We start from the raw sequence: 16,409 nt of genomic DNA on the forward strand, positions 1-16,409 counted from the left end.
CCCATCGGGGCCAAATGTCGGTAGCAAAACAGCAAAAACGACCATTGTGCCGTAGGTACAATACGCGCGATGTAGCATACCTACGGTATGCGAATACCTGAATATTGATTAGCTACCGACATGTTGCGCCGATGGCGCATTTCAGGATTGCTTAAGTAAACGGCATTGATGTGCAAATATGCAGATGGGGAAAAATAGATGCGCAAACCTCAGGTGTGCGGCTATTCTAACGTAAAATTTAGGACGCCGCGTTATTGAGGCCTGGCGATGAGGAATGTCTAACAAACAAAACGAGCCTTGCAAACTGAATTGCAGGGCTCGTTTTGCTTATTGAGCTATCAGGCTTTTATTTAGCTGGTGTTATCACAATATTGCGGTAATCGATGGGCCCATGGTCGCCTTGTATCATTAGTGGGCCGGGCTCGCCTTCCCGGCTGTCAATGGCGCCTCCTGTAATACCGGGGATTTCTGCCCTGCAGATTACTTCGGTACCGTTGGCTACTATGGTAACCAGGCGACCAACCAGCGTAATATCGTAGCTTTGCCATTCGCCGGGGTTTTTGGCCATCATTTTATTTGGCGGCAAAAAGCCATAGATAGAGCTGAATTGGTTGTTTATTGGCTCAGGCTCGCCGCTTTTGGTATCAATTACCTGCACTTCGTAACGGCCACGCAGGTACACGCCGCTGTTGCTGCCCTGCTTGTAGCGGAATTCGATATGCAATTTGAAATCGCCGAAGGTTCTATCGGTTAGCAGGTTAGCGCCCGATTGCAGGCTGCGTAATACGCCTTTTTCCACTATCCATTGGTTGGGCCTGCCATCGGTGTGCCAGCCTTTGGTGTTCTTGCCGTTGAACAGTACGATTGGCTTACCCCAAACCGGTGCCTTGGCTGGCAACATGCGTGGCGCACGCACGCCGGTAAAGTTGTAGGTTTTGCCATCGGTATAAACCATGCTGCCTTTTATTACATCGCCGGCAACTTCAAATTCAAAATCCATGTTGCGGTCGCCCTGTTCCCATTGTGGCGGGATGGAGAAACTAAATTTGCCATCGTGAGGCTTAACTTCCGAGATAGGCCTCGCGCTGCCAAAAGCATACGTAAAACGGCCGATAAGCGTATGCGTGCCAGATTTTTGCACCTCCAGCCAGGATGGCTGGGTTTTACCGTCCTTTTCCATCGTCAGGTCCCATCTGCCTATAACGTCGGGGTCTTTAAGCAATTGATGATCCTGGGCGGATGCTCTGAAGGATGCCGTTAAGATAATTAGCAAAACAAGTTGTACGCCGATAAAGCGGGCGATGCCCCTGCAAAATGTTCCCGGTAAAATTTTCATAATTGTTGGTTATATTTTTTAAAGCTACGAAGTTAATTGGGATTTTAAAATATAGCCCAAAACGTGCAATATCGGTTTAGCCTGCAACCAATGATTGAATCTTAACTGTGTTCCTACCCTATCTCCACCGCCAAATTCTCTACCCATTTGGCAAACAATACGGTTTCCATCTCTACGGCTTTGTTGGCATGCAACTGCCAGTCGGGCGAGAAAAGCTGTAGTTGTTTAATCATTTCTTCCAGGTGCCCTTCTTCCTCCAGGATGATGGATTTTACGTTCACCTTGCTGGCGGCCTGGTCAAGCGCATCCTGGTAGATGGGGTAAAGTTCATCGGCACGAACTTCAATTGCGTAGGTAACCAACAAGTACGCCGCAAAACGCAGCTCTGCACCCGACAGGCTTAAACCATACTTAAGGTATCGGCAAACATCTATATCCAATTGATGGAGGTAACGCTTACTAAATTCCGGGGCAAGCAGGTATTCGCCCGCATAGGTTGGGCAGTCCACCCCTGTTTTTTCTATCTGTTTTTTAAGGTAGAAAGCATGGCGGTGCTCTTCGGCAGCGTGTTTCAAAATAATATAAGTAACCGTGGCAGGGTCTTCGCTGGCCGATATTTTGCGCGCTCCGGTGTTCTCCATCAGCGATAGCGTGTTTAGCCAGCGGGCGTGCAAGCGGTTTTTGGCAATAATTTTGGTTAAGATAATGTTCAGTTGCATAAATCAGATCTCATCGAGCGCTTGCCCGATGCTTTGGTAAATATAATCGAGTTGGGTATCGCTAATGCAATACGGGGGTAAAATATAAATAACGTTGCCAAGGGGGCGCAGGATGATGCCTTTGTCCAGGAAATAATGGTAAAGCTTATCGCGCAGCCCGCTGAAATACGAGGTATCGTTGCCTGTTTCCCATTCCATAGCCAGTATGGTACCTGTTTGGCGGGTGCTTCGGATAGAACTATGGCTTTTGATGCGTTCGGCAAAGGCTGCATGTTTGGCCGCTATCCTATCAATGTTTTGTTGGGTAGCCGGCTCAACGAACAAATCGAGGCTTGCCAGCGCTGCTGCACAAGCCACCGGGTTTGCCGTGTAAGAGTGCCCGTGGAACAGGGTCTTCGTCCGGTCTTCTGAAAGGAAGGCATCATAAATTGCCTGCGTGCAGGTAGTAAGCCCCAGCGCCATGGTGCCGCCGGTCAGCCCTTTGGAAAAACACATGATATCGGGCTGTATCTGCACATATTCGCAGGCGAAGTTCTTGCCAGTGCGACCAAAGCCGGTGAACACCTCATCGGCTATCAGCAGTATGCCCTCCCTCTGGCAATGTGCCATCAGTTGGTTAAGGTATTCTGCTTCATACATAATCATACCCGCAGAACCTTGCACCAGGGGTTCGAAAATGAAGCAAGAGATTTGAGATTTGAGGTTTGAGATTTGAGATTTTAATTCCTCGATGTTATCAGCATCGGGCAAATCTAAAAACTCCACCTCGAACAGCAGGCTATCGAAAGCAGCAGTAAAAGCACTGCGCCCACTTACCGACATGGCACCGAAGGTATCGCCATGATAAGCATTCTTAAAAGCCAATATTTTCGTACGTTGCTGCCCTTTGTTTAGCCAATATTGCAGGCACATCTTTATGGCGGCTTCTACCGCGGTAGAACCGTCATCGGTATAAAAGGCCTTTTTTTGATTGGATGGCAGCAATTGCAAAAGCCGCTCGGCAAGTTGCACGGCCCCCTCGTGGGTGAAACCTGCAAAAATAACGTGCTCCAGTTTTTGAATCTGTTCTGCAACTTTTTTTGCGATGTAGGGATGCGCATGCCCATGGATATTTACCCACCAGGATGATACCGCATCGATATATTCTTTCCCGTCTTCTGCATACAAACTGGCGCCATCACCCCTAACTATTGGGATAGGCGGCTGCGCCGTCATCATTTGGGTATAGGGATGCCAGATAACGGCAAGGTCGCGTTCAACTAAACTCATAAGGATTTTATCAGGAGTTTCGCTACGTGGTCATCAACCGGGAAAGTAAAGTTGGCGGGTACCACATCAGCAAGCCTTACCCAGCGGAAGGCTTGCAGCACTTCGCCCTCGCCTTCAAAATCGAAAGCGATGGTTTTTGCCGTGAAAGTAATATCAGAAATAGCTTTCACCATGTAGTAAACGCTGATAAGCTGGCTATCGTTAAAAGCCGATTTTACGAAGAAATCCGTCGTGTAAAAATGGCTCGTTACCTCTACCTCCAGGCTGCACTCTTCCATAAACTCGCGTTTAAGGCCATCAATAAGCCCCTCGCCATACTCTAAGCCCCCGCCCGGGAACTTGGTAAAACGCATGCCGTATTCTTGCTCATCGCTCAACAACACTTCGTTGTCGCTGTTGATAAGCAGCCCGTACACACGGACGTTGAAAAACTCCTTATTGCTCATAGTGTTTTTTGTTACGCATTACTTTCTCCATCGTCCATTCAATTTCCTCCGTTTTTGCCTCCGAGCGTATGGGGCAATTGGGCATGCCGCAATAGTGACAGCAAAAGGGCAGGCACGGGTCGGTATGTATGAATAATTCGGTTTTGATGCCCGCCTCACGGTTTATCAGCCATTCCACTTCCTTCACTTCCTCGTGCACCTTGTTCAGGTCGAAGTAGTTGGGCAGCGTAAGGTGGCAGTCGATATGCAAATCGTTGCCATACTTTTGCGCCCGCAAGTTGTGTATATCTATCCATTCGTAGCGGCGCTTTTCGCCCAGCAATTTCACTACGTCACTTACTACGATGAAGTCCGTTTCGTCCATCAGCCCCGCTACCGATTTCCGGATGAGTTTATACGCCGTAAAAGTTATATAAAAGCCTACAAGGATGGATAAAGCACTATCCAGCCATAATATTTTGGTAAAATAAATGAGTAGTAAACCAAGCACCAACCCGGTGCTGGTAACAGTATCAGTAAGAAGGTGCCTACCGTCAGCCTCAATAGTAATAGAGGGTAGTGCTCTCCCTTTGCGCACCATATAATAGCCTAGCAATCCGTTCACCCCGCCGGTAAAGCCTATAATAGCTGCGCCACGAATGAGGTCGCGTATCTCTTCGGGATTGAAGAGGCTATAAACCGATTTGAGAATAATGATAACGCCCGCTATGCCTATAAGGGCACCCTCTAAAAACACCGAGAAGTACTCCACCTTGCCATGCCCGTAGGGGTGGTTCTCGTCGCGCGGCAGCGAGGCCAGGTAAATGCTGTAGAATGCAAAGCCGCTGGCCACTACGTTTACGATGCTTTCGGCAGCATCGGTAAGTACAAAGTTGGAGTTGGTTAAAAAGTATGCGGCAAACTTCATTACCATAAGCACAACACCGGTAATAAGCGATAGTAGGATAATCTGTTTGTGCTCTTTCAAAACGCGTACTTTTTTGGAGAGGGCAAACTTAAGGAAAATTTCGCCTCGTCATTTTTTTTAATGGTAACGATTGAGCGGGAATATGGTTTAATAATGATGATCTGAGCAAAAAATGCTTTACACGCGGCCTCCCGCGTGCGCAATTGGGCAGCTATTCCGTAAGCGCAGATAAGGCGGCTATTGTTTCCCGATATTTCCTTAGTTTTACTGCTTGTGATTATGAAGAAACTCGAATTAGCTGATAAATGGGTGCTGGTTACCGGCGCGTCATCGGGCCTGGGGCAGGAAATGGCCCGGCAGTTAGCCATTAAGCACCGCGCAAACCTCATCATAGCCGCCCGCCGGAAAGACAAGCTTGACCAGTTAAAAACCGAGCTGGAAGCCGCCGCAGGCGTGCAGGTAAAAGTAATCGTTGCCGACTTATCCGTGCACGATGATGTAGTGCGTATGATAGACCAAAGCCTTGCCGGAGATGAGCTTTACGGGGCGATACTTAATGCAGGCGTTACCTACTTTGGCCGCCACAGCGATTTGCCCTGGGAACAAACCGAAAACATCATGAAGACCAATGTAAACAGCGTGGTTTACATGACCAGCAGGCTTATCGGCCATTTCGAGAAAGCAGGTATTGAAGGCGGCGTGATGATCGTATCCAGCATGGCGGCGTTTTTCCCGGTGCCTTACCAGGCGGTGTACTCGGCAACCAAGGCGTTCATTATGGCGTTTGCCAACGCTTTATCGGTAGAAATAAGGAACCCGGCACTCTCCCTAACCGTGTACGCCCCCGGCGGCATAGCTACAGAAATGACCGAAGGCAAAAACTTCAACGACCTTAAAAGCTGGCTGATGCCTGTTGGTCAGGCCGCTGCCGAAGGGCTTGATGCATTCATCAAACGCAGACATGTGCATATACCTGGCTTCCTGAACCGGGTTGGCAACGTGTTCATGAGTTTTATGCCGCGCAAATTCATCACTAAAAACATGGGCAAAGTATATTACAAAGCTCTGCTAAAAGCCGAAAACTCATAGCTGTATGTACGAGGCATTCCATAAAACACCTGTGGGCTTCGTGCGCATAAGAGCCGACGAGGAGTTTATTACTTCCATCAGCATCAGGGATGAGGAATACGTGGAAACGCCGTCGCCATCCCCTGCTATAATCCTTGCAATAAAACAATTAGACGAGTATTTTGCCGGCACGCGCAAAGAGTTCGATCTGCCGATAAACCAACCGGGTACCGATTTCCAAAAAGAAGTGTGGAAGAACCTGCTTACCGTAAAATATGGCAGCACCATGAGTTACCTGCAGTTGGCTAACCAAATGAATAATCCGCTGGCAATACGGGCTATAGCTGCATCGAACGGCAAAAACATGCTTTGGATAGTTGTGCCCTGCCATCGTGTAATAGGCAGCAACGGCAGCCTAACCGGCTACGCGGGCGGCCTATGGCGCAAGCAGTGGCTTTTAGAACATGAGGCCCGCGTAATGGGCATAGGCCAAACTAAGTTGCCTTTTTAGCTTTGCCGTTAAGCAATTTCACTATTTTGCTATGCAGTTCGTGCGGCTCGAACGGCTTGGACAATACATCATTCATGCCAGACGCTAAGGCCTCCTTATGCTCATGCTCATAAGCAGCAGCCGAAAGGGATATGATATGCACACTGCGTTTAGGCTCGTCAAAATCCATACGGATGGAACGTGCAGTCTGGTAGCCGTTTAGACCAGGCATGTGGGTATCCATTAATACCAAATCAAAGTCTTCCTCTTTAAGGCGTTCCAGGGCCGTATTGCCATTATCAGCCACTGATACGTTTACGTTCCAATCTTTTAACATCTTTACCAGCATAAACTGGTTTATCATATTATCCTCGGCTACCAAAACGTTAAGGCCTGCAAAGGGTTCCAGTTCTTTTGCCTTTACCGGCCTTTGCTGCGGCACCTGCGATATATCGAACCAATTGATAAAATTGAATACGCTGCCTTTACCCACTTGGCTGCTCACGGTGAGCTCGCCGCCCTTCAATTCTACCAGTTTCTTTACGATGGCCAGGCCCAGGCCCGTGCCGCCATATTTGCTGGCTGTATCCTCATCAGCCTGTTCGAAGGATTCGAATATCCGCGTGAGTTTGTCCGCAGGGATACCTATGCCGCTGTCTTCTACGCTGAACTTCAGTTTTATTTTGCCCTGGCTCTTTTGCAGTACCGATACTTTTACTTTTACCATGCCCCTATCCGTAAACTTGATGGCATTGCTTATCAGGTTCATCAGAATCTGGTTAATGCGTAACGAATCCATCATCAGGTCGTCCGGCACGTCGTTATCTATCTCCAGCGCAAACTCTACATCCTTCTCGTCGGCACTGAACTTCAGCAGCCCATGTACCGATTCGATAACGTTGCGGATATTGCCCGAAGCACGCACGATGTTGAATTTGCCGGCCTCTATCTTAGAGATGTCCAGCACATCGTTTATAACACCCAAAAGCGAACGCGAGGAGGTTTCCAGCATATCCAGCAGGTTGCCTTGCTTATCGGTAACGCCGGTTTTGCGCAACAGATTGCTCAGACCTATGATGCCGTTTACAGGCGTACGCAGTTCGTGGCTCATGTTGGCCAAAAAGTTTTCCTTTACCTTTTTGCCGTACTCTGCCGCTTCCTTTGATTTTATTAATTGCTGTTGGTAACTCTTCTGGGGCGTGCAATCGCTGATGTTCATAAACAACACCCGGTTACGGTACGATACGCGGCAATCTGCCCAGATAGAACTTTTGTCGAAAGTGGCAAACTGGAACTCAAATGTAGCGAACTGCAGGTTATCCCTGATGATTTCGCCTAGTTTCTTCTTAAACTCGTCGCGGTCGTCTGCTATCGCCAGGTCTATGATGTGTCGGCCCAGTACTTCGGCAGGCTTGTAGCCTAAAATTTTTTCTACAGCAGGGTTTATGGTTTTTACCCTCAGGGTGGTAGCATCAACAGAGCAAATCATATCGGCACTGTTCCTCACCACGGTAGCGTAATCTTCCAGCTCTGCATTTTTTGCTTTTATTTGATCCTGATATCGGGCCAGCTGTACAAACGAATCTACTTTGGCCGAAGTGATGTATGGATCTAGCGGTTTGTACAGGTAATCTATTGCGCCCGCACCAAAGCCCTTTACAGCGTACTTACTTTCCTTAGAGATAGCAGTAACGAAAATCACCATGATATCTTTGGTGCGCGGGTTCGATTTAAGCATATCCACCAATTCAAAGCCGTCCATCTCAGGCATCTGCACATCTACCAAGGCTATAGCTATCTGGTTTTCCCAGGCAATCTTAAGGGCTTCGTTCGGCGAAGTAGTGGTAAACAGCTTTATATCTTTCCGTTGCAGCAATGCTTCAAGTGCAATTATGTTTTCTTCCCTGTCGTCTACGATAAGGATGTTAATGGGGGTCATACAATAATGGGGGTATTAAGTATCGTTCTGTAAAAGCTTGAATATTTCTGCTGTATGTAATATGTACTCAGCGGCACCAATTTGAATAGCAGCGTTGGGCATTTCCGCCATTTCGGCATCCTCAGGGTGTTGAGCTATAGTTAAAGCCCCGCTGTTACGGAGTTTTAGCAGGCCTTCCGCCCCATCCTGGTTTGCCCCTGAGAACAGTACGGCTGTGCAATTTTTATCATATGCGTATGCGGCACTTTCAAAGGTAACGTCTATAGAAGGCTTTGAGTACCAAACCGCTTCTGAAACATCAAGGCAAAAATAGCCTTTTTTCTCTATCAATGTATGGTAATTCGCAGGCGCTATATATATTGTATTACTATCAAGCGGCTCTTTATCGCTAATTTCCCGCAGCAACATACGGCTGTTTTCGGCAAACAGTTTTTCTATTTCGCTATAAAAGTTCTTTTTACGATGGATAACGATGATGACCGTTTTATTGAAATCGTGCGGGAATGCTTTAACCAGCGCAAACAACAATTTAAACGAGCCCGCCGAACCGCCTAAAAGCAGCAGCTTCGATTCTTTGAACCGCTGTACTAATGTGCTATCAAGCGCCAATTTTTTGGTATATGTTTTCTTTTTGATTGATGGCCTTAAACTTCTTGCGGAAATTATCGCTGCGGATGGTTTCTTTATTACCTAAGCAAAGATACCCTAACGGACAAAGGCTTTTATAAAACAAATCCAGGATGCGCTCCTGCAATTCCGTTTCGAAATAGATGAAAACGTTGCGGCAACTGATCATCTGGAACTCGTTGAAAACGGTATCGGATATAAGGTTGTGCACCGAGAAAAGCGTATTCTGCTTAAGTTCGCTATGTACCGCCGCGGCATCGTACATCACGGTAAAATGGTCGGTTATGGATCCGGGCAGCCCGGTAAACAGGTAATTCTCGGCGTAGCTTTTAATCTTGCGCAGGCTATATATGCCTTTACGGGCCTCTTTCAATACTTCGGTATTGATATCGGTACCGTAGATGAACGATTTTTTGGCCAGCCCCTCCTCTTTCATCAGGATAGCCAGCGAATAGGCTTCCTCGCCCGATGAACAGCCCGCACACCATACCTTTACGTGCTGGTAGGTAGAAAGATAAGGCAGCACCTGGCTATTGAGGGCTTTATAAAACGCAGGATCGCGAAACATCTCGGTAACGTTCACGGTTATTTCTTCCAAAAACTCCTGGAAAAAATCGGGGTCGTTCACCAATATATGCTTCAGATCGTAAAAGCTCAGCTTTTTCAGCATCATTATACGCGCCAGCCTCCGCTTTAAGGATGCCTTGGTATAATCGCCGAAATCGAAGCCATGTATCTTTTTTACAAGGTCTATCAACTCCGTAAGCTGCGGATTTGTTATGTTATTGTCCTTACCTGTCGTGTCGTCTATCATATTAGCTATCCAACCAGAGTTGCATCAGGGCAATAAGCCTGTCTATATCAACCGGCTTAGTAATGTAATCGTTTGCGCCTGCGGCTATACATTTTTCGCGATCATCCTTCATGGCTTTGGCGGTCAGGGCAATAACGGGCAACTTGGCCCATTTGTTTTGCTTGCGTATATGGCGCGTAGCCTCGTAACCATCCATTTTAGGCATCATGATATCCATCAGCACAATATCAATATCAGCCATTTCCTCAAGCCTGGCTATGGCTTCCTCGCCATCGTTAGCTATTACCACGTTAAGGTCATAGCTTTCCAGCGCGCTGCTCAGCGCGAAGATGTTGCGCATATCGTCATCTACCACCAACACTTTCTTGCCTTTCAGGCTGTCTTTATTGGCAGTGATAGGCCTCTTAGGAGATATTGGCGAAGATGCCTGCGGTGCAGAGCCTGCAGATTCGCTTATTTTGTTCAGGAACAGGTTCACCTCATCAATAAGCCGGTCGCTCGATTTGCTGGTTTTCACCACCATAGCGTTGGCATAATGCATCAACCTGTTTACCGATGATTTATCCAGTTCCATAGCCGTGTTGATGATGACCGGAAGGGCCGCAAAACGGTCTATTTCTTTTATCTTATCCAACAAATCCAGGCCCGATATATCCGGCAGGTTCAGGTCCAGAATCACGCACTGGTATTCATTCTCGTGCAGCATGCGGAAGGCCGATTCGCCGTCGTAAGCCTGATCTACTGTTATACCCTGGCTTTGCATCAGATCGCGCAGGGCCTGGCTTTGGGCTTTATGATCTTCTACCAGCAATATCTGCTTAAAGCGCATGCCGCTGTTGGTCATAATATCGGTAAACAACTTATCTAGCGTTTCGGTATTCACCGGCTTTTTAAGGAAGCTTATGGCACCCTCCTTGCGCACGCGGTTTGCCGCCGCCTCGCCTGCCGACATCAGGTGCACCGGTATGCCTAATGTTTCAGGGTCGTTCTTTAGCTCTTTCAATATCTGCCAGCCATCTTTGCCAGGCAGCATAATATCCAGTATAACAGCATCCGGATGCTTCTCTTTAATGGTTTCAAAGGCATGCGTGCCTTCGTGTACCATAATGGCGCGGTAGCCATGATCGCGGGCGTAATCCTGTAAAATAGAAGCGAAGTTCTTATCGTCCTCTACAATCACCACCGTAGGCTCGCTGTTTGGGTCGGCTTTATGTGGTACGGTGCTCAGGAAATTCTCTGCCGGTTTAAACGATTCTATAGTTGGCGCCTGCGGCTCTTGCTGTAAGGTCTGTCGAGCTTCAAGAGGCAAGGTTAGCACAAAATCGCTGCCTTCGCCGGGTTCGCTGGTAAGACTGATGTGGCCGCCGAGCAAGCTTGCCAGTTCGCGGCTGATAGAGAGGCCCAAACCTGTGCCGCCATACCTGCGGCTGGTAGAACCATCGGCCTGCTGGAACGCCTCGAAGATTACCTTCTGTTTATCTGCAGGTATGCCTATACCGGTGTCTTTTATGCTGAAGCTGATTGTTTTTGGCAACCTGCCCGGTTTTGCCGTAACCGTGATAGAGCCACCCTCCGGCGTAAACTTAAACGCGTTGGATAGCAGGTTCTTGATTACCTGCTCGGTCCTTTGCTTATCGGTGTACAGGGTTGCAGGTACACCCAGGGAGGTTGTTTTGAAGGTGATGTTTTTGTTCATCGCCATTTCTGCAAACAACGATTGCACATCGCTCAGTATCTCGGAGATGCGCACATCATCGTTCTGCATATCCAGCTTGCCCGATTCTATCTTCGAGAGGTCGAGGATATCGTTTATCAGCGTGAGCAGATCGTTGCCGGCATTAAATATTACGCTGGCGTATTTTATCTGATCCTCAGAAAGGTTGAGGGGCTTATTATCCTTCAAAATCCGCGCAAGCACCAAAATACTGTTCAGTGGCGTGCGCAACTCGTGGCTCATATTGGCCAAAAACTCCGATTTGTATTTACCGGTCACCTCCAGCTCGTTTGCTTTTTGGGTGATGTTTTGGCGGGCTTCCTCAATGGCCTGGTTCTTTTCTTCCAGCAGGCTGGCTTTTTCTTCCAACTCGGCGTTTATGGTGCGTAGCTCTTCCTGCTGCACACGTAATTCCTCTTCCGATGCCTGCAACATTTCGGTTTTGTTCAGCAGTTCTTCGTTGGTAACGCGCATTTCTTCCTGCTGAGCTCCCAGTTCTTCGGCTTGTTGCTGCGTTTCCTCAAAAAGGTCGTGCATAATGGTACGGGCCTGGGCAGTATTTACAGCAATACCAATATCATTGGCAACCATTAGTATATAATCTTTAATATGCTCCAGAAGTTCGCCGCGGAAACCGATTTCCATTACGCCTTTCAGTTTTTTATCAAAGAAGAAGGGCACTACAAAGCTTTCTATGATTTCCTCGCTAATGATAGATGAACCAAGCTCTATCTTATCGTTCAGCTTGCCTTTTACCACGGCGGCGCGCTCGTCTTTAGCGGCCTGCCCAATCCAGCCTTCGGATATGCGGATGTGTTTTTTGAGCGATGCCGGATCATTGTAGGCGTAGGATGCATAAAGATCAAGGCGTTCTTCGGCCTCGTTAAACAGATAAAACGTACCGGTAAGTGCGCCTGCGTAATGGCTTACTTCGGCCAATATATTTTCCGCCAGTTCTTTCTCACTTTGCTGGCCCTGCATTTTATCATTCAGGGTACCGGTACCGGTAAGCAGCCAGTTTTTGGCCTCGTTTTCAGCGAGTACTTTCTCCAGTTGTATATTGGCTATTTTTACTTCTTCCTCTATCTTCTTCTGCCTGGCGAATGTTGCCTGTATGTAGAAGAACATGATAATAACAATCCCAAGGAAGGCCAATGACCCAAAAATGATAACCTTAATTGCTTTGTTGGATGCATCGTCTGATGCCGCCTTGCGCTGTGCCAACAGTCGATTTTCGGTTTCGATCACGCGTTCCCTTAAACTACGGATACTGTCCATATCGCCTTTACCAGCCAAAAACATTTGGTTGGCCACCATGTAATCAAGCCCCTTGGCATCGCGTGCATCGATATTAGTTTTTAAAATGGCCATTTGGTGGGCAACAAGTTCTTTAAGGGAATCTACCCGTTTTACCTGTAAAGGGTTATCGGCTATAAGGACGCTTAGCTGCTTTAAACTTTCGTTGATGCGCGGAACTGCAACATTGTAGGGGTCTAAAAAAATCTTATTGTTGGTTGCGCCATAACCGCGCATGCCGGTTTCGCCGTCAATTAATAACTGTAGTAAATTATTGGTGGTTTTTATTACTTTTTGGGTATGGTCTACCAATACGGTATCGTCTTCTAACTGCTTGATGCTTTTAAACGAAAGTATGCCAACAAAAAGCACCAATACGATAGAAGTAGCAAAACCTGCTAATACCTGGCTACGGAAAGAAAGCTTTAACATTGGTAAAATGTGGTTTAATTAGCTACAAATATGTTCAAAAAAACGCTTGTTAACTAAATAAATTACAACGAAACTAAGTGTTAAACACGCAGGAAGTACCTATGCCTGCTGCGGAGGCACCTGTAGCTTGTTTTTTGAGAAAAACGCACCCAAAACAGCTAATGCCGGCCCGGCAAACAAAACATACCAGCCCCATTTAAATTTGAGTTGCCTGGTGAGAAATGCATTGATGCTTTTGAAAGGGATGAAACTAAAGGTGGTGTTCACTTTCAACACGGCTGCCACCAGCAGCAGTGCTACCAGGCACAGGGAAATATAGGCCGTAAAGCGCGTAACCTTGGTTTGGTTAAAAAACGTGCACAATATACCAATGATGCCCACGAGTAGCAACAACAGGCCAAAAGGCTGATTCATTTTATACACGTTCATAGTAACCATGCCGAATGCACTAAGCATGGGGCAATAGGTAGCGGCTATAAGTACTATAAAGCCGATAAGTGATAATAGTGAAGGCAGGCGCATAAAGTTATTTATTTTCGGATATCCATTTTATCGGCAAAGTGGGCGCAATAGTCGCGCAGGTCCTCAACGATGTTCTTTTCGCCGGTGGCGCGCAAAAAGGTATCGCCCATGGTTTGCAGGGTTTCGTAGAAGAAGCGTTTCATCTCATCAACCGGCATATCTTTGGTCCACAGGTCTATCTTCAGCGTATTTTTGTAGCTCTGATCCCATAACGACAGCATGAACGCCTGTACAGGCAAAGCTTCTTTATTTTGCGAATCGGTAGATTCCCACAGTATTCTTTCGGGGATGTTATTATCGTCGAGTTGTACAGTCAGCTTTATTTCAGCGGTCTTCATCAAGTTCTATTTAACAATTAAAAATATAATAGCCACCAAAGTTATAAAGCTTAGCTCTACAATCCATAGTTTTTTAGTTTCGGCGAAGAAATTACGGAAAATTATATCCAGTAATGACACAACCACCCCAAACAGCACGAATATCCAGGTAATGGTACCGCTCCAGTGCTCGTAAGGGTTGCCTGTGATTTTGGCACCGTTGATCCAAATATAACCAGCCAGTATAAAAAAGCCGGCAGTTGCGAAGTTTAAGGGGCTTATCCTGAATTTACGTGGCTGATCAGCGTTTTTTGCCAGATCGCTTTTGGCTTCCATATTTTTTATCGGGTTTCTTATTGCTTGGGTGATTAGGGTTCTTTTTGGCTTTGGCGGCTTCAAATTTCTTTATCTGCGCCAGCGATTTCTTCTCGTGAAAGGCTCCTTTAAAGTCAGGATCTTCCTTGCGCTTTTGCAGGTCTATCTCTTTGGCTTGCTCCTGGCGTTCTTCGTAAGGCGTTTCTTCGATGAACACCCCTTCCGGGATATCGAATACCGGTATAGTTTGCCTGATAAGTTTCTGTATTTTGTTTACGTAATACTCTTCTGAAGGTACCGCGAAAGTTATGGCCACACCCGAGTTATACGCCCTGCCGGTACGGCCTATGCGGTGTACGTAATCTTCTATTACCACCGGCACATCGTAATTTATCACGTGGCTAACATCGCTTACATCGATGCCTCGCGAAGCTACATCCGTAGCCACCAGTATCTTCACCAAATCGTTTTTAAAGGAGTTGATGGAGTTGATACGGGTATTTTGCCCTTTGTTGGCGTGCAGCACCTTTACGCCTGTTTCGCCATATTTGCGTAACAGGAATTTGTAAACATCTTCTGCCGCCACACGGGTTTTGCAGAACACCATGAGCTTTTTAATGTCGCCCTCTTTATCCATCAGGGCTTTCAATAGGTTTATCTTGGTCTTATTATTAGGCACATGGTATAGTTGCTGGCTAACCGTTTCGGCAGTGGTAGCCTGCGGGGTTACCTCTATTATGGTGGGGAACTCCAGGAAGTTGTATGATAGCTCCTGTATCTTATCAGACATAGTGGCCGAGAACAGCAGATTCTGCCGCTTAACCGGTACTATCTCTAATATTCGGTTTATCTGCGGCATAAAGCCCATATCCATCATCTTGTCGGCCTCATCAAGCACCAGCACCTGCAGGGTTTTGGTAACGATATGCCCCGCAAGATAAATATCCAGCAAGCGGCCGGGAGTAGCCACAATGATATCGACACCTTTATTGATTTGCTCTATCTGTGTTTTTGGGCCGAGGCCGCCGTAAAGTACTACAACTCTTAAGTCGGTGTTGGCGGCGAAGGCTTTGATGTTTTCTTCTATCTGCATGGCCAACTCGCGCGTTGGCGATACGATGAGCGCACGCGGGCTATCACCTTGGGCGTATTTCAGCTTCATCAATATCGGTAGCACGTAGGCCGCGGTTTTGCCCGTACCCGTTTGGGCAATACCCATTACATCCTGCCCGTTCATTATCGGCGGGATTGCTTTCTCCTGTATCGGCGTAGCCTCGGTATAACCGGCATCGGCAATTGCATTCAATATCTGCCGGTTAAATTTAAAATCTTCAAAGGGTATGCCCATAGCCGCAAAGATAGGCTTTTTGTGCGGTTGCTAGATTTGAGATGTGAGATTAGAGATTTGAGACAGAATATTAAGTTAATAGCAATCATTAACCATCCTGTAACATACCAGGTTGTTTAGCCGTCATTGCATCTAAACAATTATCTTCGCAGCTATATTCACACACATGAAAAAACACCTACTTACCGCCTTTACGATACTACTTTTCGCAGGTGCGTCTACGGCCCAAATTGGCAAGGGTGCCAAATACATAGGCGGCAGTTTCAACCTTAATTACGATGAAGCCGGATATTCCAGCTATGTAAGCTATCCGCAGGGCAATACGCAATATTTCAATACGGGCATATTAAACTTAAACATCAGCCCCGAGTTTGGTTTCTTCCTGAACAAACATTGGACGATTGGCATACAACCCGGCTATGCGCGTACTTCGGGCACCGAAACCAATAACTATTACTCTGCCACCAACGCTGCGGATAACTACAGTTATACGCGTAAATACCATACCGATATCATCGGGCTGGCCATTAACATGCGTTATTACTGGATGCTGAGCGACAAATTCGGCATTTACCCCCAGATGGGTATCAGCAGTAACCATGTGCTGAATAACTTTTTAGTCGGCTCATTAAACGTAGGCGGGGGACCGAATGTGGTCTTCTTCCCCACCCAAAAGCTGGGCATCAACATGGGTTTCGGCAATTTCAACTATAATTACAATTACCAAACTAACGGTAGCACGGTAAACCTGGCCTTAAACAACAACTTTAGCTTTGGGTTGAATTATTATTGGGGTGGCAAGAATTAGATTCAAGAGATTAGAATCAAGAGACACGACCAGCGACGTACT

The 16,409-nt window shown here is 47.0% G+C and carries 16 protein-coding genes; 3 read left to right on the plus strand and 13 right to left on the minus strand.

Annotated elements, in window-relative coordinates:
* Positions 1 to 346: 346 nt before the first annotated feature.
* The 5 genes from AC1DXC_RS25950 to AC1DXC_RS25970 all read right to left on the minus strand — a co-directional run bounded on the left by AC1DXC_RS25950 (position 347) and on the right by AC1DXC_RS25970 (position 4,737).
* Positions 347 to 1,336: a 3-keto-disaccharide hydrolase gene (locus AC1DXC_RS25950; protein ID WP_477462090.1), complete on the minus strand. Its 990-nt coding sequence runs from the start codon at positions 1,334 to 1,336 to the stop codon at positions 347 to 349.
* 113 nt (positions 1,337 to 1,449) lie between these two features.
* Positions 1,450 to 2,055, minus strand: coding sequence for a hypothetical protein (locus tag AC1DXC_RS25955; protein ID WP_477462091.1), 606 nt, complete (start codon positions 2,053 to 2,055; stop codon positions 1,450 to 1,452).
* A 3-nt stretch (positions 2,056 to 2,058) separates the two neighbouring features.
* Positions 2,059 to 3,324, minus strand: coding sequence for an adenosylmethionine--8-amino-7-oxononanoate transaminase (gene bioA, locus AC1DXC_RS25960; RefSeq protein WP_477462092.1), 1,266 nt, complete (start codon positions 3,322 to 3,324; stop codon positions 2,059 to 2,061).
* Complete coding sequence (locus tag AC1DXC_RS25965) at positions 3,321 to 3,770, minus strand: NUDIX domain-containing protein (RefSeq protein ID WP_477462093.1); 450 nt, start codon at positions 3,768 to 3,770, stop codon at positions 3,321 to 3,323. Before AC1DXC_RS25965 ends, bioA begins: the two co-directional genes overlap by 4 nt.
* A complete protein-coding gene (locus AC1DXC_RS25970) occupies positions 3,760 to 4,737 on the minus strand; it encodes a cation diffusion facilitator family transporter (protein WP_477462094.1) in 978 nt (325 codons plus the stop codon). Before AC1DXC_RS25970 ends, AC1DXC_RS25965 begins: the two co-directional genes overlap by 11 nt.
* A gap of 219 nt (positions 4,738 to 4,956) precedes the next feature.
* On the opposite strand from AC1DXC_RS25970, the gene AC1DXC_RS25975 reads away from it, so the two are divergent.
* Positions 4,957 to 5,766, plus strand: coding sequence for an SDR family NAD(P)-dependent oxidoreductase (locus AC1DXC_RS25975; RefSeq protein ID WP_477462095.1), 810 nt, complete (start codon positions 4,957 to 4,959; stop codon positions 5,764 to 5,766).
* Between the two features lie 4 nt (positions 5,767 to 5,770).
* A complete protein-coding gene (locus tag AC1DXC_RS25980; protein ID WP_477462096.1) occupies positions 5,771 to 6,256 on the plus strand; it encodes a methylated-DNA--[protein]-cysteine S-methyltransferase in 486 nt (161 codons plus the stop codon).
* Here the strand turns inward: AC1DXC_RS25980 and AC1DXC_RS25985 are convergent.
* From AC1DXC_RS25985 to AC1DXC_RS26020, 8 genes are all read right to left on the minus strand, one after another.
* Complete coding sequence (locus AC1DXC_RS25985; protein WP_477462097.1) at positions 6,240 to 8,174, minus strand: response regulator; 1,935 nt, start codon at positions 8,172 to 8,174, stop codon at positions 6,240 to 6,242. The genes AC1DXC_RS25980 and AC1DXC_RS25985 overlap by 17 nt on opposite strands.
* A 15-nt stretch (positions 8,175 to 8,189) precedes the next feature.
* Positions 8,190 to 8,783, minus strand: coding sequence for a chemotaxis protein CheB (locus tag AC1DXC_RS25990; RefSeq protein ID WP_477462098.1), 594 nt, complete (start codon positions 8,781 to 8,783; stop codon positions 8,190 to 8,192).
* Positions 8,773 to 9,615 (minus strand): CheR family methyltransferase, encoded by an 843-nt coding sequence (locus tag AC1DXC_RS25995; protein ID WP_477462099.1) that lies wholly within the window; start codon positions 9,613 to 9,615, stop codon positions 8,773 to 8,775. The genes AC1DXC_RS25990 and AC1DXC_RS25995 overlap by 11 nt, the downstream gene beginning before the upstream one ends.
* A 1-nt stretch (position 9,616) precedes the next feature.
* Positions 9,617 to 13,057, minus strand: coding sequence for a response regulator (locus AC1DXC_RS26000; RefSeq protein WP_477462100.1), 3,441 nt, complete (start codon positions 13,055 to 13,057; stop codon positions 9,617 to 9,619).
* A 99-nt stretch (positions 13,058 to 13,156) separates the two neighbouring features.
* Positions 13,157 to 13,579, minus strand: a complete 423-nt coding sequence (locus AC1DXC_RS26005) for a hypothetical protein (protein WP_477462101.1) — start codon at positions 13,577 to 13,579, stop codon at positions 13,157 to 13,159.
* Positions 13,580 to 13,587: 8 nt separating this feature from the next.
* Positions 13,588 to 13,917, minus strand: a complete 330-nt coding sequence (gene gldC, locus AC1DXC_RS26010; RefSeq protein ID WP_477462102.1) for a gliding motility protein GldC — start codon at positions 13,915 to 13,917, stop codon at positions 13,588 to 13,590.
* Positions 13,918 to 13,923: 6 nt separating this feature from the next.
* Positions 13,924 to 14,232: a hypothetical protein gene (locus AC1DXC_RS26015; protein ID WP_477462103.1), complete on the minus strand. Its 309-nt coding sequence runs from the start codon at positions 14,230 to 14,232 to the stop codon at positions 13,924 to 13,926.
* Complete coding sequence (locus AC1DXC_RS26020; RefSeq protein WP_477462104.1) at positions 14,198 to 15,559, minus strand: DEAD/DEAH box helicase; 1,362 nt, start codon at positions 15,557 to 15,559, stop codon at positions 14,198 to 14,200. The genes AC1DXC_RS26015 and AC1DXC_RS26020 overlap by 35 nt, the downstream gene beginning before the upstream one ends.
* 166 nt (positions 15,560 to 15,725) lie before the next feature.
* On the opposite strand from AC1DXC_RS26020, the gene AC1DXC_RS26025 reads away from it, so the two are divergent.
* On the plus strand, positions 15,726 to 16,367 hold the full coding sequence (locus AC1DXC_RS26025) for a hypothetical protein (protein WP_477462105.1): 642 nt from the start codon (positions 15,726 to 15,728) through the stop codon (positions 16,365 to 16,367).
* Positions 16,368 to 16,409: the final 42 nt, after the last annotated feature.

The organism is Mucilaginibacter sp. P2_D11 (assembly GCF_056404435.1).